Raw genomic sequence first — 19,318 nt, 5'->3', positions numbered from 1 at the left:
TTATAAATATGGCAAAGATATCTTACAATAAGAGTTATTTGCAGAAACAGAACGAACAGCTCAAGCTTTATCGGAAGCTTCTGCCTTCGCTTGACCTGAAACGCCGCCAGCTTACCTTTGAGCGCGTCCGTGAGCAGAAAATGCATGAGGCACTTAGCACACAGAAGAAAAAACTTGCAGAAACAATAGGCGTTCAACTGCCTATGCTTGCCAGAACGCAGATAGATCTCAGGGATCTTGTCAAGATTACCACTCTTAAGATAGAAGAAGAAAATATCGTGGGGATACGGCTGCCTGTCTTACGCGAGGTAGTGTGCGAAATCGTGGATTATTCGATGTTCGTTAAACCGCAGTGGGTTGACTTTTTTGTGGAGAAGGTCAGAGATATGCTCACGCTGTGTTTTAAGGTGAAGATCGCCGGCCAGCGCGTTGAGCTCTTGCGTAAGGGCGTCAAGCATATTACGCAGAGGGTAAATCTGTTTGAAAAGATCCTTATTCCCGAAGCGAAAGAAACGATATTCCGGATAAAAATATTCCTTGATGATGCCGAGAGATCTGCTGTTGTCAGGGCCAAGATCGCCAAGCAAAAACACCTTAAAGAGAATTTACAGAGAGTGGAAGAACCCGTATGAGCATTGTTCCGCTAACGAAGATCACACTTATTGGTTTCTTGAATGACAAGGAAAAGATCCTTGCGGGTCTTCAGGATATTGGTTGTGTTCATGTCGAGCCCTTGCGTCAACAGCAGGGATTCCACGCGACTTCTGCCCCTGAGAAAGAGGCATATGATGCTCTCCGTTTTCTCCTTAGCTGTCCTAAGCGTTTACGCCAGGAATGCTCTGATAAAGGGTTTGATCCGGACCTCGTTAAGGAACAGGCACTGGAAATAAAAACAAAAATTCATGATTTGGAAATACAGCTTGATGGTATCCGTGGCCGTATTGCAGGAATGAAACCATGGGGAGATTTCAGGCTGCCGTCCGAGAATGAATTAAATGGAATGAAGTTATGGTTCTATGTTGTCCCTCATCCTCTTATGAGTATCGTTCAAACACTCCCGCTTGTGTGGAAGACGGTCTATCGTGACCAATCAAATTGTTTTGTTATCGTTATTTCTAATGATGAACCCCACGGGATTCCGGTTTTACGGACCCATGCAGGAACGCATTCACTAAGCGAACTTGAAAGAAAAGAGACTTTATTGATGAATGAAGCGGCGGACCTGCAATCAAAAAGGAAGGATCTTACACGGTGGTGTGATCTATACATGAGTGAAATGTGGAGGTTGGAGAATAAAGCGGATGTCGAAGAAGTCAGCTGGCAGACACGGGATCAGGAGGAACTTTTCGCATTAAGGGGATGGGCGCCGCAAGATTCCGTTAAAAAACTGCAGGATTTTGCACGTGCTGCCTGTTCAGCGATATTTATTGAGGAACCTCATCCTGATGAACTCCCTCCCACGCTTTTGCGTAACAGCAACATTTTTGCAGGCGGCGCGGACCTTGTAAGTTTTTATATGACACCTTCATACAAATTGTGGGATCCTTCGGCCATCGTTTTTGTTTCATTTGCAATTTTCTTTGCAATGATTATTTCGGATGCGGGATACGGTTTGGTAATGGGAGCGATAATTTTATGGAAATGGAAGGCGTTTTCAAAGAGTGAACGCGGGAAAAATTTTCGCATACTGTGTTTGGCGTTAACCGCAACAACAATTGTATGGGGAATTATCGTGGGAAGTTATTTTGGATTGACCCTCGGTGAAAATTCGTTTCTGGGACATTTAAAAATATTTGACGTCAATAATGTCCATGTAATGATGCCTCTGGTTATTATTATAGGAATGCTGCATTTGATCCTGTCAAATTTCTGTGATGCATGGCGTAAGAGGGGAATGTCCCAGATGTATGCACCTATCGGATGGGCTGCATTAATCTTTGGCGGTGGTATGTTCTATGTCAGTAGTATGATGCACGCTTATAAAGTACCCATGCATATTTGTGGATGGATATTGATTGGTGCAGGTGCGTTGATGATACTTTTATTTACAGGTGAAGGAAAGATTACAATAAAGCGTCTGTTAAAAGGCGCTGAAGGTTTAACACGTGTGAGTGCAGTCTTCGGAGATATATTGAGTTATATGAGAATTTTTGCGCTTGGTCTTGCCGCTGTTTCATTGGCACTTACTTTTAATAAACTCAGCAAGCAGGTTGCAGACGCATTACCTGTTATTGGTATATTCTTTGCTATCTTGATACTTTTGTTTGGCCACACGCTGAATTTCCTTCTGGGAATAGTAAGCGGTTTTGTTCATGGGCTGAGACTCAATTTTATAGAGTTTTTTAACTGGAGTATGCACGAAGAGGGAAGGCCGTTTAAAACGTTTGCAAAACGAAAACTTGGCAAATGACCGATATATTAATTAGGGATGCGGGATTTATTGGTAAGTAGTGGCATGGTTTTTTTGGACGGCTATAAACAAATAATAAGCTATTTTTTATAGGTAGTATAAAACAAGGAGGTGTTTTTTGGAACAGGTGATGATTCTTTTAGGTTGGATAGGTATATTTTCCCCGCTTGCAATGAGCGCGGTAGGAAGCATGATAGGATGCACTCGCGCGGGACAGACCGCATGCGGTGCTATGCTCGATACCGAAAGCGGCTATGGTAAGTATATAGGCGTGTCTGTTTTACCGTCTTCTATGATGATATTTGGCATTGTTATCATGATAACATTAAATCGCACGGTTACGCAGGAATGTGCCACAGCGCTTTTTAGCATAGGTTTTCTATCAGGACTTGCGCTGTTATGTGGCGGTATTTTTCAGGGAAATTGTTGCGCGTCCGCTATAAACGCGTCAAAAAGCAAGCCTGAGATCTTTGGTATGTCAATTGCTCCGGCTGCAATTGTTGAAGGATTCGGAGTGTTTGTATTCGTTTTTGCTCTGATATTAGCAGGTTCGATACCGGGAGGGAAATAATATGGTTGAGCCTGTAAAAGTTTCTGCTGGCGTGGAAGAATTGATTGCACAGCTGCGTGACGATGGGGTTAAGGCGGCTCAAGAGGAGGCTGAAAAAATAATTAAAGATGCCCGAACACGAGCTGCTCATTTGCTTGAAAAAGCACGTAGAGAGGTGCATGAACTTAAATCCAAATCAATTGCTGAAATACATACTGAAAAGACAGCTTCACAGGAAGCTTTGAAAATTGCGGCTCGTGACACAATAATACGGCTAAGTAATGAGGTCAGGTCAGCATTTGAGGGATATGTCAAACGGCTTGTCACAGAGCAATTAAGTGATGAGGGTTTTTTAAAAGATCTTATCATTGCTATTGCCAAGAAAAATGCGATGCTGCTGCCTGAGGAAGAGCAATTATTAGTGATTTTGTCGGCAGATCCGGAAGTGTCAGGGAAAGCTTCCCTCGATGCAACCGAAAAGAAATTCCGTCAATTTATCTTAAAATCGACCGCTGGTTTTCTGCGCGAAGGGATCGACGTCAAGGTAAGCGATGATAAATTTGCCGGTATAAAGGTGCAGCTTAAAGAGAAAAATATTGTAATAGAACTCACTGATCAAGCTATATCCAGTCTTCTTGTCCGTCACCTTATGCCGCGGTTCAGGAAGATAATGACGGGCGAGGAATGATTTTGTATAGGAAAACTGATCTGATTTATTAGGGAGAATATAGAGAAGCGAGGTATTAAAAAAGACATGGAATGCAAGGAATGAATAATGATTATTATACTTTGATTGGCAGTTTACCGCTTTTGCCGCGGTTTGACAAAGCGATCCGTCTGCCGATTTCGCAGGAAAGACTCTATGAGCGGCTGAAGATGCTTGAGTCTTCTGACGCGCATATACTGTCCCGGATCGAAGCTTTTCTTTTTTGGAAAAGGCAGGTTGTAAAAGAGAGTCCTAAAGAGCTCATGCGTCAATATGAAGACCTTATGGCACTCTCTATGTCTAATGATTTGAAAAGATTCATCCAGACAATAATGACGCAGCGAACTGTAATGGTTTGGTTACGGCGTAGACAGCATGGTCTACCGCCGCCGATATCAGGTGAATTGTGGGGATTAGGGCCGCTTGTTCATAATATTGAAAAGAATTGGTCAGATCCTGATTTCAAGATGGCAGCCACGTTTCCATATATACCGCGCGCGCGAGAACTTCTTGCGGCCGGTGATGTTGTTGGACTTGATAAACATGGCGGGCTCTATATATGGCGTGTTGTTGATGAATTGGTGTTTGGAGAAGAGTTTAGTTTTATCGGAGTTTTTGGGTATGTAATTAAATGGAATATGGTTGCATATTGGTTGTCGTTTAACAGCCAGTTGGCGGAAAAGAAGTTTGAAGAAATTGTAGCGGAGGTGTGTAGTGAATATGAACAATAAGAAAAATGATAATGGTCATGGTCTGGGCAAAAGTGTTTCCGCGCGTGTAGTTACTGTGCGGGACAATATTGTCCAGATTGAAGTTCTTGAAGGTTCGATCAAAAAAAATGAGGTAGGCTATGTATGTGTCGGTGATGAACGTCTCCGCGCAGAGGTCCTGCGAATTACAGGGAAAAAGGCCGATATGCAGGTATTCGAAGATACGGGAGGTGTTCGCGTAGGAGACACTGTTGAGATGACAGGTCAAATGCTTTCTATTGAGCTGGGACCGGGTCTTTTAGGACAGGTTTTCGACGGGCTTCAGAACCCATTAAATATTTTTGCGAAAGAGTATGGATTTTTCTTGCCGCGCGGCCGTGATGTTCGAGCACTCGATACAAATAAGAAATGGCGGTTTACACCGTCAGTGAAAGTTGGTGAGACTGTTAAGCCCGGCGGTGTTATCGGTACAACGATGGAAGGGATTTTTGTTCACAAGATAATGGTGCCATTCAAACTGAAAGAACCTGTTACGGTTAAATGGATTCAGAAGGAAAGCGAGGTTACGCTTGATGACAAGGTTGCCAAAATTGAAACCACTGATGGAAAAGAACAAGATGTCACGCTTACAATGAAATGGCCAGTGCGTAAAGCAATACCCGAACGGCTATTGCGTGAACGTTTTGTTGAACGTCTTTATCCTGAAGAGCCTATGACTACTACAATCAGGATTGTTGATGCCTTTTTCCCAATTGCGCGCGGTGGTACAGCATGTATTCCAGGACCGTTTGGTGCCGGTAAAACAGTATTGCAGGGTCTCATGGCACGTTATTCGACAGTCGATATTGTCATCATCATCGCGTGCGGTGAACGTGCCGGCGAAGTGGTTGAGACCATTACAGAATATCCAAGCATGAAGGACCCAAAGACAGGAGGGTCTCTCATGGACAGGACGATAATTATATGCAACACATCTTCTATGCCTGTTGCTGCCCGTGAGTCATCACTATACACAGGCATTACTATGGGCGAGTATTATCGCCAGATGGGGTATAATGTCCTTGTGATAGCCGATTCAACGTCACGATGGGCGCAGGCGATGCGTGAAACATCTGGACGTATGGAAGAGATCCCGGGAGAAGAGGCATTTCCTGCGTATCTTGACTCCTCTGTTAAAAATGTCTATGAACGCGCGGGTGTTATCCGTACGGCTGACGGATCGGTCGGAAGTTTAACGATGGTTGGGACTGTTTCTCCTGCCGGAGGTAATTTTGAAGAACCGGTTACTCAGGCGACACTGTCGACAGTGAAAACATTTCTCGGCCTTTCATATGACCGTGCATACAAGCGGTTTTACCCGGCCATTAATCCGCTAATCTCTTGGTCCCGTTATCTCCACCAGCTTGAGCCTTGGTTTACAAAAAACCTCGGTCATACGTGGGTGCAGGACATAAAAGATATGTATGACTTGTTCGTTCAGGCTGATAATATAAATCAGCTTATGCAGGTGACAGGAGAAGAAGGTATAACAGTTGAGGATTATTTGCTGTTACAAAAATCAACTCTGGTGGATATAGTCTATCTTCAGCAAGATGCGTACGATCCTGTGGATGTATCAGTTTCCCGTGAACGCCAGCTCGAGAGTTTCTCGTTTTTAAAATATATAATTTATTACGAGTATTCATTTGAGAACAAAGACGTAGTACGTGAGTTCTTTACACAGGTAACGGGACTTTATAAAAATTTGAATTACAGTCCGTTTAAATCCAAAGAATACGAAAAATATAAAAAAGAAATTGAAGATCTGGTAAGGTCAAGCACAACGAAAGTGTATTCTGGTAAAGCGTGAGCTGTTCATCCTGTTTCTGCAAATAACTTTTATTGTACGATATCTTTTCCATATTTATAATGTTCCCATTATAAGAGGAGCATTCTTATCCACGCACTTGCAATGTATCGGTATGATTATTTTTCACTTTATCACTACGCAAGAGATTCTTTAATATTCTAAACTTGACATTATATAGTTTTGCATGATAATGACAAAGGGGCGTTGAGCGGTTGTCGTTTAGCGTACGAGCAGGTGGATTTATATTATTTTCGTTACTGGGAAGCCAAAAAGGAAGTCCCCATACGATTTAATTGAAAAATGTTACTGGGGGACAATATGAAGAAATTGTTTATTCTGATTTCAATGGCTGTTTTTGTGGGTATTACTTCCCCACTCTATGCTATCACAATAACAGAAGATTTCAGTTTTTACGGGGATAGTGCCAATATAATAGGTGTTTCCGGTGGCGGGACAAATTGGGATGATGATTGGGTCAAAGGTCATGATAACATAACATTTGTAACAGACGCCGGATTAGAGACAGGAAAGCTAACTACAAGTACCTCTGTAACCGATGCGCATAGAACCTTTAATACTACGTTAACGTCTATTGATAGTATTAGCATTCAAATGAAACAAAGTGCATTTTCTGCTGGAGGTGGATTCTACGGTGGATTTCAATTAGCTTCAGATACAGGCGTCGTTGGTATTTGGATGTCCTTCTATAGCGCGAGTTCTAATCTAAATCTACGTGGTTTCGAAACTTATACATATCCTTCAGGGACCGGAAAGAACCTGGCAGATGTTGTTACCACTGGAGAGTTCCATACCATTACAATAACAGACGTAGATTTTGGCGAAGGTACATATACCGCACAATTGGATGCTGAATTAGCGAAGACTGATTTCAAATTTTATAATAACGCTGATATTTCTAATTTTAAAGCTTTGAATTTGGTGCAGGGAAATACTGGTACCTATACCAACTTTAATGAGATATCTATCAACGGTGTTCCAGAACCGTCTACGTACGCGCTTTTCGGTCTCGGGCTTTTTGGACTCGCCTATTTTCGCGGGAGAAATAAACGACTTGTGTCTCGTAAATTGTGATTCGTATTGGAAATGTTTTAAAGAATACGCTAGCCGTACACCACGATAACCGCGCAACGCTAAAAAAGAGTCGCCTTTTTAACTAACTGCTTTTGGCGGAACTTTTAAAAACAAGCTCCGCACATCTTTTTCCTTTTCGAACTACAGAAAACCCTCTAATTATATTTTATACCTATTGGCTACTATATGAAACATTTGTATAATATATACGTCTGAAATGAATAACAAACTATCAGGTACAGTTATGATGAAACTATTTTCAATACTTATTATATCTTTTGGATTAGTGTTTAATCCTTTATCCGCGCATGCCTTCATTTTTGATTTTCTAGGCGGGGATCAGAATGATACAAAAAGTGAGCCGCACTATGTTGCAACACCTGATGGGTGGAAGATTGCAATAGAGCATGTGTCATCACGTGGTATAGCAAATGATAATCCGCCGGTTATTCTCTGCCACGGGTTAGGCTACAACGGCGATTTTTGGATGCTTTCACGTGAGATGAATCTCGCCCAATATCTGGCCGACAGAGGATATGATGTATGGATAATGTCACTGCGCGGTGCAGGAAAAAGCACTAAGTGGGTCTATAAGATCGCTGAGATGGGCATGGAAACACCGGCAATATTAGATAATATTGATAATGAAGATTATACTTCTCTTGCTATACGCGGTGTGGGTATGCTTTTTAAGTTGTCTCAGGCGAAAATGACTAATGCGTCGATAAATCCGAAGTTTATAAACTGGACGTTTGATGATTACGTAAATTATGATGTCCCGACGGCGATAGAGTTCGTAAAACAGAAAACCGGATCACCGGACATTTTTTGGGTAGGGCACAGTATGGGAGGAAACATACTTCTTGCACATTTGGCAAAATATCAACGGAGAGATATACGAGGTGTTGTAACGATCGGATCGCAACTTACCATGGCAGACGGTCATGTTGTTAATGAATATATTAATACACTTCAATGGCTGAGATTGTTGGAATTGCAGGGTGGGGTAGAAGCGGAAAAAGCCAAGCGAATGGCACAAGAGCAAGGACGAGCTTTACTTTTTAATCAAGGAAATATGGAGAGAGATGTTATTGGGCGTCTTGAAATCAGTGGTACAGACACACCTGCAGTCGGTGTTTTGGGGCAATATCTTGAGCTTGTTGGTTCAGGTGAATTTAAAACAGCGGATAATAGTTATAACTATGCCCGGTCAGCTCAGAATATTAAAGTGCCCCTTTTAGCGTGTGCAGGACAGAGGGACGCGTTTGTTAATCCGAAAGATCTTTTATTCTTACGTGATAATGTAGGATCAACTGATTGCCAAGCTGTGCTCTTAGGGCCGTCTGTCGGCATGTACCCGTACGGGCATAATGATTCTTTGATCAGCCGTAGAGCGGCAAGGGAAGTATATCCCATGATCGGTAAATGGCTTGATGACCATAGAGAGTACTATTCGCCGCCAGTAAAGAATACACAGATGCAGCCACAATCTGCAACACGTAAGGTATATATGCAGCACGGATACGGAGTGACCTCCACAAAGTACTCAACATTCACGAGTCCAAAATCGACGGTGAGTACACCACAATACGTTCCGCCGCCACAAACTCATCAACAGGGACAAGGCAGCCAGAATCAAAACAATGATGATTTGCCGAAAGCAAAGAGGGTGTATCCCTTTTAATATTTGGAGTAAAGCGGTAAAGACAAAAAGGAGGAGCTTTCATGCTCCTCCTTTTTTATTAGTTCCTAAAAATCCCGTTTCTATTCTTGTTTTGAGAATACTTGCTTTAAAAGTGATGTTACCCGCGCTTTTGGATCAGTGCGGATATTTGTTTCTTCTTGACCCATGATAAAGAACAAGCCATCAAGAGATTTTCCGACAACATAATCGTTAATATTTGGTATTTGAATAGATTGCTTGATTGGCAGTGAATCGTAAAAACCGGTTATTGTTTTAAACTTTTGTGTTACATCAAACTTATCCATTTCTTTATCCACAATTGGGCTATAGGTATCAACCAGTTTTTGTTTTGTTTTTGTTTTGAAGTAATCCGTTGCAGCGGTATTGCCACCGTTCAGTATGCCTTGCGCATCAGAAACAGACATATCCATAATGGCATCAATAAAGACATCACGTGCATACGGGGCGGCTTTTTCTGCTGCGCGGTTCATGCTTAAGGTGAACTCATCTAACTGTTCTGCGAACCCGAAGCTTCGTAGCGGTCCTTCAATAATCTGAAGCTTTTCCGGAACAGGTATTCTTATATCATTATTGCCAAGATAGCCATTTGTTTTACCTACGATTTTAACTGTGTTATCAATAGCTACTTTTAGCGCTTCTTTAAGGCCAGAAGCAATTTTTGTTTCACTGAGCTTTGTTTCTGAGAGTGGTTTTAATAGATCAGTAAGCCAGCCAAATCCCGCATGGCACTTCGTGCCGTTTATTGTCAAGATCATCAAGAATGTTACGGTTAACAGTACTATCTTCTTCATTTTTTCCTCCTATTTTTTAGAGAGTTTAAAAGGTACAATTATTACTATATTATCCCCCCTAGATTTTCTCGAACTTCGCCTCTAAAGGGGGATAGTTTGACTTTGCAAAATACTCGTTTCTTGTAGAACTCGTCAATAAGTTGTTGCATAACTTTATTACTGTTATTCATAACCCAAAATAGTTTAATATGTATTAGATTATTAGCAATAAAAAAGTGCAAATGAGCACGATAAGGTGTAATATAATAAAAAAACAGGGGGCATTGTGCTCAAAGATCTTATTTTAAAAAATCGAAGTTGCAGAAGGTTTTATGAAGATGAAAAAATTTCCGAAGATACACTTAAGGATCTCGTTGATCTAGCACGTTTGTCGCCGTCAGCGGCAAATGCGCAGCCTCTGAGATATATTCTTTCAAATACCCCTGAAATGAATGAAAAGATATTTCCACATTTGACGTGGGCAGGATATCTCAAAGAATGGAAAGGTCCTGACGTTGGCGAGAAGCCCTCAGCGTATATCATTATACTCGCAAATAATCCTGTCTCACGAATGTCCCCGCACGATGCGGGTATTGCAGCTCAGAGCATTATGCTTGGAGCGACTGAGATTGGCTATGGAGGATGCATTATAGCAGCCGTACATAGGGACGAGTTACGCAAAGAACTCGATATTAAATCTAAACATCACATTTTTATGGTTTTAGCGTTAGGAAAACCAAAAGAAGAAGTCATTATTGAAGAGCTTCCTAGTGACGGCAAGATTGAATACTGGCGTGACGATAAAAACGTTCATCATGTACCGAAAAGAACATTAAAAGATATTATTGTGGAAAAATGAATTATAAATTTCTTATAAAAATTATTGCAAACGACACACTGAAGATATTAATACTTCTTGTTATCTCGCTTCTTACGGGAATATTGGTAAATATGTTCCATTTTCGTGGTGTGCACATTAACTTTTTCTAGGAATGTATCACATGAAAAGATTCTTTGTTTATGCAAGCGATCCTAAATCCTTGATATCGATAATTGCACGAATAGTGATTGGCGGGCTCTTTGTATATGCAAGTATAGACAAGATTTTATATCCCGCACAATTTGCCGAGATCATTAATGAGTTTGATCTGTTATCATGGGAGCTATCGGTGCTTTCAGCTTTGTGGCTCTCATGGTTAGAACTATTTGTCGGGATACTTCTTATATTCAATGTATGGGCACGCGCATGTGCACTACTACTGTCTGGATTGTGTTTTCTTTTTATTCTGGCATTGATATCAGCATTAGTGCGCGGTATAGAATTGAACTGCGGATGTTTTACGACAAAAATCGATCTAGAGCATATACGTACATGGGGATCATTATGGATTGAAGTAGCTCTCCTTATTGGCTGTGTGTATGTGTGGATTATTGATACAGTGTATGATTACAATATAAAAAAAGTCTGACGGGGTATTAAACACATAACCTAATACAATAAAGGTGAATTATGATCAAAAAAACACTAAGACTAATGAGTCTTTTAATTTTTATTGTATCATGTATGAGCGCATCTTATGTATCTGCTGAAATTGTAAGGACCCATGTTCGTCCCGATCCGAAGGGGACGCCTACAGAAGTATTACTTGATGCGTATATCGTAGATATATTTGAGATAGACAGTATGAAACAGTCCTTTTCAGCAAACTGTTTTATAACAGCACAGTGGAAAGATGAGCGGTTAGCTAATAAGACTGAAACGAGTGAAGGTACGTATCGGAAATTTCCACTCCGTGATCATTGGAACCCTCGTTTATTTGTGTTCAATCAAAAGAATCTTAAGAAAATATATAATCCTAAAGATACTGTTACCGTTACACCAGATGGTGAGGTTATTTATCTCCAATCATATATTGGGGATTTCTCACTTCCTATGGAACTCAAGAAATTTCCGTTTGATAAAGATATTCTACCTATAAAAATTATTGCAGCAGGATATACTCCAGAGCAAGTGAAGTTTTCTGTCAAGAAAGTCGGTACCGGAAGAAGCAAAACTGTATCTATTGCTGACTGGGAAGTGGGTGATTTAACCGCAGAGATTGGGACCCTCACTGTAGATTATCAGAAAAACAGAAAATTAACATCGGTAGATTTTACCGTGCCGGTAAAACGATATTCTAGCTTTTATATATTCAGACTTATTATACCGCTTATATTTATTGTCTTTATGTCTTTTATCGTTTTCTGGGTTGATCCGAAAGAATTAGGGCCTCAGCTCGGTGTTGCAGCGACATCAATGCTTACCATTATAGCGTTCCAATATGCGGTGAGTAATAGTTTACCGCGTATCTATTATCTGACGCGGCTTGATCTGTACATGCTTGGCTCAACTATGCTTGTTTTCTTTGCGTTAGTCGAAGCTATTACAACAAGTGTCTTAGCAAAGAGAGGTAAGGATATGCTCGCTTTATCTATTGATAAACGGTCTCGTGTTCTTTTTCCGGCAGCATTTATAGCGCTTTTTATTTACACGCTCTTTTTGTATTAGGATGAACGTGTTCCATATTGATTGTTTGTAGCTGAAAGGCGATTGCGTGACGACTAAACGTATAACTATATTAATTCTCGCGATATTGATGAGTAGTTTTAGTTCTATTAATTGCAGTGCTCAGAAAACAACATCATCAGATACCTATACAGCCGGCAAAAATTATATCCTCAAAAACGGCACACCATTAATTATTAAAGGTGTTGTGTATGTGCCAATTTATCCCGGCTTTCTTCCATGGGAATTATCCCCTCGAACAGATCTTCCTGAAAAGCTTAAAAAAAGCATAGTAAAAGACATTAGAGATATAAAAGAAATGGGCGCAAACACCATTCGGTTTTGGGATGTTCCCGCCTTTTGCTATAAAGCACTTAAAGATGTTGGCGGGTTATGTTTTATACAAACGGTATGGTTTGATGCATCTCAAAATGATTATCAGAGCTCGGCATATAAGGAAAAGTGTAAGAAGAATATAGTAATAGCAATTGATCGTATTTATTCAGTGTACTCACAGGACGATCCTCCACCGATAGTTGCATTTCTTGTGGGTAATGAATTGTATCGAAGAAATGTGTTAAAAACTGACACGTTGCATCCCGAGATCAAATCTTACAAAGGTGCCTATGTCTCGGCTCAGGAAGGAGCAACGCCAACAGAATGTTTTTTGGCTGAAATGGCAGATTATACTAAAGAATATGAAATGGTGCATTATGGGCAATCACATTTAGTTTCATATTCGAATGAAGTAAGAACTGAAGACATATTGGACACACCCTTTTTGGATTTTAGGAGCTATAATATTTATCCGTACGGCATATGGGAAGAATCAAGAATTGATTTAGATAAAAGGAACAAGTCGTTATTTGAAATGTGGACCGAACACTTTAAGAAAGAATATCCTGATAAACCGCTTCTTATTACTGAAACAGGTCTCTCAGAATCTCCGAACGCTCAACATACCGGTCCGCCGCATTATGGATATGGCGGTAATACGGAAGACGAGCATGCAGAGTATTTGCAGGAAACATGGAAAGAATTGATTGCCGCAAAAGTACCGTTAGCTGGTATGTGTATCCATGAGTATTTGGATTCATGGTGGAAATTTGGTAAAGAAGATTCTTTAGAGCACGATCCAAGCGATGTCGAAGAATGGTTTGGGATAGTAGCGATCGAGCCTGAAGGTGATTGGTATAAAACAGTTTTCCGCAAGGTGTACAACACGATGAAGAAACAGTGGGCCCAGTAGACGGTAAGTGTAAAAAATCAATTACTAACAGGAGTAAATGAAATAATGTTAAAAGGAGGCAGGTATGAAGTCAGCCGCAATGGCAGCACTTGTTATTGCTTTGATCAGTCTTGTTGTAGGTATGGTACTGAGAATATTCAGCACTTCAACTGTAATGGGTCTTATGCCACTAGGATTTTTACGTTTTGCGAATACATGTTTACTTTTTACGATAGCATTTGGTGTGATAGCGCTGGTAAACAGAAAATAATTATACGTTATGAGTGAGTGCTTGATACGCGCAAAAACTGCATTCGGAGTTGTACTCTGGGATAGTGTTGCTTGAGAGACATTCGTGCGCACGGATCAATGTATCTTCTATCCACGAGTCGTTCCCGGTATAGAGGAGCACGGTTGTTTTAAATAGCAAAGTATCATTAAATCCATCGGGATCCTTGAGTCCGTTTGCATACACAAAATAGCCGGTATTTGATACGGCAAAACCATTTCTCCTTAAGATCCACTGGTATATTTCCATCTGCCGTTTATATGAATCTTTCCACTCGTCATGTAAGGTGATCTCTCCGTTAATGCTGGTAGATTTATAATCTACCACGATCAGCTCTCCATCTGGTTTTTCCCATATGTCGTCAACTGCACCAAATAATAAAAAATTAGTTTTCTCGTGATAGTATTGGACCCCCACAAAATTTTCTCGCCATGTGTCAAGGTCCTTATGCTGATAAGGGATCGCTCCTATATTGTATTGGAGCATAAGCGGATGTGGTTTTTTCTGTGCGCGATACGAATCAAATTCTTTTTTGAAAAGATGGTCAACAGCGGAATTAAGGTTAAAAGGGAATCCCGGAGGAACACCAATGCCGAGTCGGCGATCAAGGTAAAAGCATCGAGGGCAACAAACAAAGTTTTCTAGTTTTGTGCGACTCAGTTTGAACGGTTTCGTTGCGTTAGGATCAAATACATTCTTCGATCGTCGTTTAAAGCCGTTTATATCAGTTTTTGGCATTGCCGTAGGCAACCTTTCTCATTTTTTCGCAATGTCTCTCATTATTGTTGGTCAATTGGTACGGATACACCAGAATCTGGCTCATTTTCAGCTTCTTCTTGTTGCTTTCTTATTTTTTCACCTGCCCAGCGTGGTTTTTGCGGTGTTTCAAATCTTCCGGTCGTATTTGAAACTTTTTTCCCTGCCCAGTTACCGTCACCCCCGGATATCGCTTGAGGCGGTTCAAAAGTTGGTTCGTTTTCGGCCCATGTATCAGTTTCATCTAATGTTTCGGTTGCGATCTCCTGATCTTTTTTATCTCCAGCCCAGTTACCGTCAGATATTGCCGGAGCGGGTTCAAACGGTGGTTCGTTATCTGCCCAGGTATCAGTATCGTCTAATGATTGTGTGGTAGTTTTTATATCCTGTTTGCTACCGGCCCATACATTTGATGCTTTTTCATTAGCGAAACGGTCAGTAGTAGCTTTATTCTTGTTTCCAGCCCAGCCCCCTTTCTGCTTGTTTCCGGCCCAGGTACCGTCTGAAAAACTTTTTCCTGTTACAGCAAAAAACACAAAAATGATAGAGACAAACATAATAATGAGTCGTAGACTATTCATATACCCTCCTATTGTTTGATGCATCAATTATAGAAGCAGAATTATGTATTGGCAATGTAATTATTTTTAAGTACTATGGGATATGCAAATTATAGTAAGACAGGAGTATTATAGTAGCTATGCTTAAGTATGCTGTATTGATTGTATGTATTATTGCTGGATCAGTAGGAGATTGCCATTCATCAGAAAAGCAGTCTTTGAAGGTGCAAAAAAAGACAACTGACGTTGTGTTAACTTATGCTATTGATCGCGAAACAGTTGATCCTAGATTCACTGACTTATCCCTTATTTACGAACCATTCTTTTTGCTAAGCCAACGAGTTCATACCGTTAATCTCTTTAATAAAGTGAAGTGTGTGTATAATGACACTGAAACACGTAGGCACGCGAGTAGTCCCGCGGCAATAGGTTTTTCTATAAGTGGTCGAAAAGTGGGCTATGTATGGGAAATAGCTGATCAAAGGCGAATGTCCTGGAGTGGTCTTGCTGACCAGGCGCAAGAGGGAAATAGTTATTGGGATGAATTGGTAGGGCGGATCAGTGATATTGTCGGGAAAAAATCGGCAAAGAAAGAAGTCCCGCAATCATTGGATAACGATAGATGGTTTAAAGATGAAAAAGTTGAAATAGAAGTTGATTACGCCTTTAACGTGAATGATTATCTGATGATAGCACCGAATATACAGGTAAAGTGGGATAATAAAGAGAATATGAACATTGATAGTATGGTAAACGATAAAAGTAAGGTCACCGTTATTGGAGTAAAAGGGAAAGTAAGGTTTTAGTGAGACTGGTAAAGTCGCAAGTGAAACTATGCGAATTTACCATAGTCGAACTATCCCCCCTGTTTCACGATTTTGGAGGCGAAGACCGAGAAAATCTAGGGGGGATGTGCGCGATGTATGCCAAGAAGAAATCGCACAGCGATTTTAGATAGAAATGGTGATAGTTGTTTTTTCTATAGTCGCCCTTAGGAAACGAGGAGCGTTTCCAAGGATTTGGTCCTCGAAGGGGAAATTATCCCTGAAGGGGAGTTAATTCTGGAGTAATAAATATAATGTATTAGGGATATATAATGTTTAAAAAATTATCAGTTCGACTAGCCTGTGTCACTATCCTCATCATGACGATGATCATAGGGGTCTTTACCTATTATTTGGTCCATGACCGTTCAACACAGTTATATGAGAGAATACTTGAAAAAGGTGTTACCGCAGCAAAGATAGGTGCGACATCAATTGGTAGGATTTTAGAAGAACTTATTGATAACGGTGTGTATACTGAAGATCAAATATTTGAACAGACATTAGTTGCTGAGATGTTTTCAGAAAAAGTGATTGAAGGGTACCGTAATGAATCAGCAAAAGATATTGCATCGATGAGAAAATATCATTACCAGACAGGATTGGACACTTATTTAGATGATAAAATCGTTGGGATAGAAGATAAGTTTTTAGAAGATCCGCAGTTCGTGTATGCGGCAGTAATGGATATGCGAGGGTATGCGCCAGCGCACAACTCAATTTACAGCAAACCGCTTACCGGTGATTTTGCGATTGATCGCGCATACAGCAGGTGTAAACGGATATATACTGATCGTGTTGCAAAAACAGTATGTGAGAACCGTAAAGAATCATACCTTAGACAAATTTATGAACGTGACATGGGTGACGTTATCTGGGACATATCATCTCCAATAATTATAAAAGAGAGACATTGGGGTGCGTTTCGTATTGGTCTATCAATGGACAAGGCCCAAAAAGCGATTGCGGCACTGCAATGGAAATTGATCTCAATGATGGTGGTCTTGCTTATAATGGTGGCCTTTGTCGTTTCGAGGATCACAACTGTTATGATGCGGCCATTACATGATCTCCATGAAGGTGTTGATAAAGTTTCACGAGGAGATTTATCATATGAACAGCGTATCACTTCACGCGACGAGGTCGGTGATCTTGCCGTGTCTTTTAACAAGATGGTGAAGGATCTAAAAGATTACATTCAACGATTGAAAGAAACAACAGCAATAAAAGAACGTATGGAACACGAACTTAAGATCGCACATGACATACAGATGAGTATCGTGCCAAAGATATTTCCTGCGTTTCCTCATCGGCCAGAATTTGATATTTACGCAGTCTTAAAACCTGCAAAAGAAGTTGGCGGAGATTTTTACGATTTCTTTTTTATTGATGAAACCCGTTTTTGTTTTGTAATCGGTGATGTATCAGGCAAAGGCGTTCCCGCGTCACTTTTTATGGCTGTCGCTAAAACACTTATAAAGTCTATTGCAAAAGAAACACAGGATCCGAGCGAAATACTTGATAAGGTAAACAAAGAGTTGTTGCATGAAAACGACTCCTATATTTTCGTAACTATTTTTTGCGGTATTATGGATATTAGAACAGGGGTGATAGAGTATGCATGTGGCGGGCATAATCCACCGGTTGTGATTCGGGAAAACGGTAGTGTTGATTTCTTGAACGGATCACGCAGTACGGTTGTTGGTGTATTAGAAGAAGCGATATATATAAAGGATACGTTAACCTTGGCGACGGGAGATACATTTTTTATGTACACGGATGGCGTCACAGAGGCATTTAACGCTGACCACCAACAATTTTCTGAACAGCGATTACGAAATGGAATCGAGTCACATAAAGAAGATACAGTCAAAAAGTTAGTTGTAGATACCTTAGATGAGATAAATACATTTACACGCGGTGTTCCTCAATCGGATGATATAACACTCATGGTGTTACGTTATTTCGGTCCCAAAGCATAACAATAGGGATACCTTTTCATTTTGTATATAAGTTGTTTTTATTGTTACTTTTTTAATCGTGCGAGATTAGCGTGATGTATCCATTGCCAACCTTTATCCGTCATGAGCCATACACTTGAACGAGTGGATGGTGTTTTAGGAATAATGTCACCATCAATAATTTCATGATGGCTAGCAACTTCGTAGGTAACAACTATAATCGGTCCGTTACGGCTTATCTTAAAGTTTGAGAGTTTATATTTTTCGAGTTTAAGCCCTTTAATAAGTTTTATTTCTTGATCACGGTTACGGGCGCCATCTTCATGTATGGATTGAAAACCGTCTGCGAGCTTATTTTCAATAGCTCCCCAGTTACGTGTTGTCATATCAACCCAAAACTGTTCTTCAAGTTTTTTTCCGAGCTGTATTTCAGGCGGTGTGTTTTTAGCAAAAGGATTAAACCATGTAAAGGTAACGTATCCTCCTAAGACAACAATGGCAATGACAATGAGTATCCATAAAAACTTTTTCATAGTGCACGATCTCCTTATGTTAAGAGTAAGACGGATAACTGAATAATGTAACGATATAATACCATAGTGCCAGCGACAATAGGAATAGCTATTTCTGTTACTTTATAGAATAATAAACTCGCACCAGTAGTATCAATGCTGTATAATATAAATAAATAAAATCTGTATACAAAACGTATGAAGGAGGGAAATATGGAAGAATTTCTTCAAGGAGTACTGATTACTGTTATTACGATATATATCGGTGTATGTTTTGGTAAGATAGCAGAGAAAAACGGCAGGAACCCGATACTGTACGGTATACTGTCTTTAATAACACCGGTGAATTTGTTTTTGCTTGGATACTGGGCATTTAAAAAAGATAAAAAAATAGAAAACAAATAATATTTTATGATGGAGTATTAGATGTTTCGTTTAAGATCACTATGTGCGGCCGTAGCGTTTTTGAGTGTAGTTTTTATGGCAGGCTGTGCAACGGTTGAATATGTTGGCCAAACTTATCCTCGTACACAATATGTGGATTATTATTTTAATCAGGAAGACATTCCTCGTGACTATATTGTTATGGGGAAAGCTATTGCAAGTGGCTCAGGCAGTGCAATACAGGATAACCTGCTGGCGGAAGCAAAAATGCGAGGCGCTGACGCGATACTTATTCAGCAGTTTGGCAAGATTGCGCGAGGCGAATCAACGGATTGGAATTCGTACCAGAGAAAAAATAAAAATGTGAAAAGTGAACATGGGCGTGAAAATACCTATGTCCAGGAAATCAGCCGTGTTGAAGCTTCTTTTCTTAAGTATAAGCCAACAGCAAGAAAATGTGAGTAACA

21 protein-coding genes are annotated in these 19,318 nt (G+C 40.4%); 17 read left to right on the top strand and 4 right to left on the bottom strand.

The window, feature by feature from the left end; genetic code table 11:
* Nucleotides 1-8 precede the first annotated feature (8 nt).
* The 8 genes from P9M13_08120 to P9M13_08085 all read left to right on the top strand — a co-directional run bounded on the left by P9M13_08120 (nt 9) and on the right by P9M13_08085 (nt 9,001).
* A complete protein-coding gene (locus tag P9M13_08120; protein ID MDP8263253.1) occupies nt 9-632 on the top strand; it encodes a V-type ATP synthase subunit D in 624 nt (207 codons plus the stop codon).
* The gene (locus tag P9M13_08115) at nt 629-2,410 is read left to right on the top strand and encodes a V-type ATPase 116kDa subunit family protein (GenBank protein ID MDP8263252.1); all 1,782 of its coding nucleotides are present in this window, start codon (nt 629-631) and stop codon (nt 2,408-2,410) included. Before P9M13_08120 ends, P9M13_08115 begins: the two co-directional genes overlap by 4 nt.
* 127 nt (nt 2,411-2,537) lie before the next feature.
* Nucleotides 2,538-2,981 (top strand): ATP synthase subunit C, encoded by a 444-nt coding sequence (locus P9M13_08110; protein MDP8263251.1) that lies wholly within the window; start codon nt 2,538-2,540, stop codon nt 2,979-2,981.
* Between the two features lies 1 nt (nt 2,982).
* Nucleotides 2,983-3,648, top strand: a complete 666-nt coding sequence (locus P9M13_08105; GenBank protein MDP8263250.1) for a hypothetical protein — start codon at nt 2,983-2,985, stop codon at nt 3,646-3,648.
* A gap of 80 nt (nt 3,649-3,728) precedes the next feature.
* The gene (locus P9M13_08100; GenBank protein MDP8263249.1) at nt 3,729-4,397 is read left to right on the top strand and encodes a DUF2764 family protein; all 669 of its coding nucleotides are present in this window, start codon (nt 3,729-3,731) and stop codon (nt 4,395-4,397) included.
* Nucleotides 4,387-6,225 carry a V-type ATP synthase subunit A gene (locus tag P9M13_08095; GenBank protein ID MDP8263248.1) on the top strand — a complete coding sequence of 613 codons (1,839 nt, stop codon included), beginning with the start codon at nt 4,387-4,389 and terminating at the stop codon, nt 6,223-6,225. Before P9M13_08100 ends, P9M13_08095 begins: the two co-directional genes overlap by 11 nt.
* A 318-nt stretch (nt 6,226-6,543) precedes the next feature.
* The gene (locus P9M13_08090; protein MDP8263247.1) at nt 6,544-7,317 is read left to right on the top strand and encodes a PEP-CTERM sorting domain-containing protein; all 774 of its coding nucleotides are present in this window, start codon (nt 6,544-6,546) and stop codon (nt 7,315-7,317) included.
* 244 nt (nt 7,318-7,561) lie between these two features.
* Entirely contained in the window at nt 7,562-9,001 is a 1,440-nt protein-coding gene (locus tag P9M13_08085; GenBank protein MDP8263246.1) for an alpha/beta fold hydrolase, read from the top strand.
* Nucleotides 9,002-9,081: 80 nt separating this feature from the next.
* On the opposite strand, the gene P9M13_08080 is transcribed toward P9M13_08085, so the two are convergent.
* A complete protein-coding gene (locus tag P9M13_08080) occupies nt 9,082-9,813 on the bottom strand; it encodes a DUF4197 domain-containing protein (protein MDP8263245.1) in 732 nt (243 codons plus the stop codon).
* Nucleotides 9,814-10,078: 265 nt separating this feature from the next.
* Here P9M13_08080 and P9M13_08075 point away from each other — a divergent pair, with 265 nt between their 5' ends.
* From P9M13_08075 to P9M13_08055, 5 genes are all read left to right on the top strand, one after another.
* Nucleotides 10,079-10,651: a nitroreductase family protein gene (locus P9M13_08075; protein ID MDP8263244.1), complete on the top strand. Its 573-nt coding sequence runs from the start codon at nt 10,079-10,081 to the stop codon at nt 10,649-10,651.
* Nucleotides 10,652-10,793: 142 nt separating this feature from the next.
* The gene (locus tag P9M13_08070) at nt 10,794-11,261 is read left to right on the top strand and encodes a MauE/DoxX family redox-associated membrane protein (GenBank protein MDP8263243.1); all 468 of its coding nucleotides are present in this window, start codon (nt 10,794-10,796) and stop codon (nt 11,259-11,261) included.
* Between the two features lie 41 nt (nt 11,262-11,302).
* Nucleotides 11,303-12,340, top strand: coding sequence for a hypothetical protein (locus P9M13_08065; GenBank protein ID MDP8263242.1), 1,038 nt, complete (start codon nt 11,303-11,305; stop codon nt 12,338-12,340).
* Between the two features lie 46 nt (nt 12,341-12,386).
* Nucleotides 12,387-13,586 (top strand): hypothetical protein, encoded by a 1,200-nt coding sequence (locus tag P9M13_08060; protein ID MDP8263241.1) that lies wholly within the window; start codon nt 12,387-12,389, stop codon nt 13,584-13,586.
* A gap of 64 nt (nt 13,587-13,650) precedes the next feature.
* Nucleotides 13,651-13,836 carry a hypothetical protein gene (locus tag P9M13_08055; GenBank protein ID MDP8263240.1) on the top strand — a complete coding sequence of 62 codons (186 nt, stop codon included), beginning with the start codon at nt 13,651-13,653 and terminating at the stop codon, nt 13,834-13,836.
* Here P9M13_08055 and P9M13_08050 read toward each other — a convergent pair whose 3' ends face one another.
* Together P9M13_08050 and P9M13_08045 are read right to left on the bottom strand one after the other, a co-directional pair.
* Nucleotides 13,837-14,592 (bottom strand): PD-(D/E)XK nuclease family protein, encoded by a 756-nt coding sequence (locus P9M13_08050; protein MDP8263239.1) that lies wholly within the window; start codon nt 14,590-14,592, stop codon nt 13,837-13,839.
* A 41-nt stretch (nt 14,593-14,633) separates the two neighbouring features.
* Nucleotides 14,634-15,191, bottom strand: a complete 558-nt coding sequence (locus tag P9M13_08045) for a hypothetical protein (protein MDP8263238.1) — start codon at nt 15,189-15,191, stop codon at nt 14,634-14,636.
* A gap of 119 nt (nt 15,192-15,310) precedes the next feature.
* On the opposite strand from P9M13_08045, the gene P9M13_08040 reads away from it, so the two are divergent.
* Entirely contained in the window at nt 15,311-15,976 is a 666-nt protein-coding gene (locus P9M13_08040) for a hypothetical protein (protein ID MDP8263237.1), read from the top strand.
* Between the two features lie 290 nt (nt 15,977-16,266).
* Nucleotides 16,267-17,976, top strand: a complete 1,710-nt coding sequence (locus P9M13_08035) for a SpoIIE family protein phosphatase (protein MDP8263236.1) — start codon at nt 16,267-16,269, stop codon at nt 17,974-17,976.
* A 44-nt stretch (nt 17,977-18,020) separates the two neighbouring features.
* Here P9M13_08035 and P9M13_08030 read toward each other — a convergent pair whose 3' ends face one another.
* Complete coding sequence (locus tag P9M13_08030) at nt 18,021-18,488, bottom strand: nuclear transport factor 2 family protein (protein ID MDP8263235.1); 468 nt, start codon at nt 18,486-18,488, stop codon at nt 18,021-18,023.
* A gap of 192 nt (nt 18,489-18,680) precedes the next feature.
* On the opposite strand from P9M13_08030, the gene P9M13_08025 reads away from it, so the two are divergent.
* Both P9M13_08025 and P9M13_08020 read left to right on the top strand, forming a co-directional pair.
* Complete coding sequence (locus P9M13_08025) at nt 18,681-18,872, top strand: hypothetical protein (protein ID MDP8263234.1); 192 nt, start codon at nt 18,681-18,683, stop codon at nt 18,870-18,872.
* Between the two features lie 21 nt (nt 18,873-18,893).
* Nucleotides 18,894-19,316, top strand: coding sequence for a hypothetical protein (locus tag P9M13_08020; GenBank protein ID MDP8263233.1), 423 nt, complete (start codon nt 18,894-18,896; stop codon nt 19,314-19,316).
* Nucleotides 19,317-19,318 lie beyond the last annotated feature (2 nt).

The organism is Candidatus Ancaeobacter aquaticus (assembly GCA_030765405.1).
GTDB lineage: Bacteria > Auribacterota > Ancaeobacteria > Ancaeobacterales > Ancaeobacteraceae > Ancaeobacter > Ancaeobacter aquaticus.
The sequence above is the reverse complement of the archived record's forward strand: the minus strand, read 5'-3'. Positions and strand labels throughout refer to the sequence as shown.

Bases quoted from the DNA above. Each gene is read 5' to 3' on its own strand.
- P9M13_08115 (MDP8263252.1), top strand. From the start codon at position 629: ATGAGCATTGTTCCGCTAACGAAGATCACACTTATTGGTTTCTTGAAT.
- P9M13_08035 (MDP8263236.1), top strand. From the start codon at position 16,267: ATGTTTAAAAAATTATCAGTTCGACTAGCCTGTGTCACTATCCTCATC.
- P9M13_08080 (MDP8263245.1), bottom strand. From the start codon at position 9,813: ATGAAGAAGATAGTACTGTTAACCGTAACATTCTTGATGATCTTGACA.
- P9M13_08095 (MDP8263248.1), top strand. From the start codon at position 4,387: ATGAACAATAAGAAAAATGATAATGGTCATGGTCTGGGCAAAAGTGTT.
- P9M13_08020 (MDP8263233.1), top strand. From the start codon at position 18,894: ATGTTTCGTTTAAGATCACTATGTGCGGCCGTAGCGTTTTTGAGTGTA.
- P9M13_08045 (MDP8263238.1), bottom strand. From the start codon at position 15,191: ATGAATAGTCTACGACTCATTATTATGTTTGTCTCTATCATTTTTGTG.
- P9M13_08120 (MDP8263253.1), top strand. From the start codon at position 9: ATGGCAAAGATATCTTACAATAAGAGTTATTTGCAGAAACAGAACGAA.
- P9M13_08055 (MDP8263240.1), top strand. From the start codon at position 13,651: ATGAAGTCAGCCGCAATGGCAGCACTTGTTATTGCTTTGATCAGTCTT.
- P9M13_08025 (MDP8263234.1), top strand. From the start codon at position 18,681: ATGGAAGAATTTCTTCAAGGAGTACTGATTACTGTTATTACGATATAT.
- P9M13_08050 (MDP8263239.1), bottom strand. From the start codon at position 14,592: ATGCCAAAAACTGATATAAACGGCTTTAAACGACGATCGAAGAATGTA.
- P9M13_08090 (MDP8263247.1), top strand. From the start codon at position 6,544: ATGAAGAAATTGTTTATTCTGATTTCAATGGCTGTTTTTGTGGGTATT.
- P9M13_08100 (MDP8263249.1), top strand. From the start codon at position 3,729: ATGAATAATGATTATTATACTTTGATTGGCAGTTTACCGCTTTTGCCG.
- P9M13_08105 (MDP8263250.1), top strand. From the start codon at position 2,983: ATGGTTGAGCCTGTAAAAGTTTCTGCTGGCGTGGAAGAATTGATTGCA.
- P9M13_08065 (MDP8263242.1), top strand. From the start codon at position 11,303: ATGATCAAAAAAACACTAAGACTAATGAGTCTTTTAATTTTTATTGTA.
- P9M13_08030 (MDP8263235.1), bottom strand. From the start codon at position 18,488: ATGAAAAAGTTTTTATGGATACTCATTGTCATTGCCATTGTTGTCTTA.
- P9M13_08040 (MDP8263237.1), top strand. From the start codon at position 15,311: ATGCTTAAGTATGCTGTATTGATTGTATGTATTATTGCTGGATCAGTA.
- P9M13_08085 (MDP8263246.1), top strand. From the start codon at position 7,562: ATGATGAAACTATTTTCAATACTTATTATATCTTTTGGATTAGTGTTT.
- P9M13_08070 (MDP8263243.1), top strand. From the start codon at position 10,794: ATGAAAAGATTCTTTGTTTATGCAAGCGATCCTAAATCCTTGATATCG.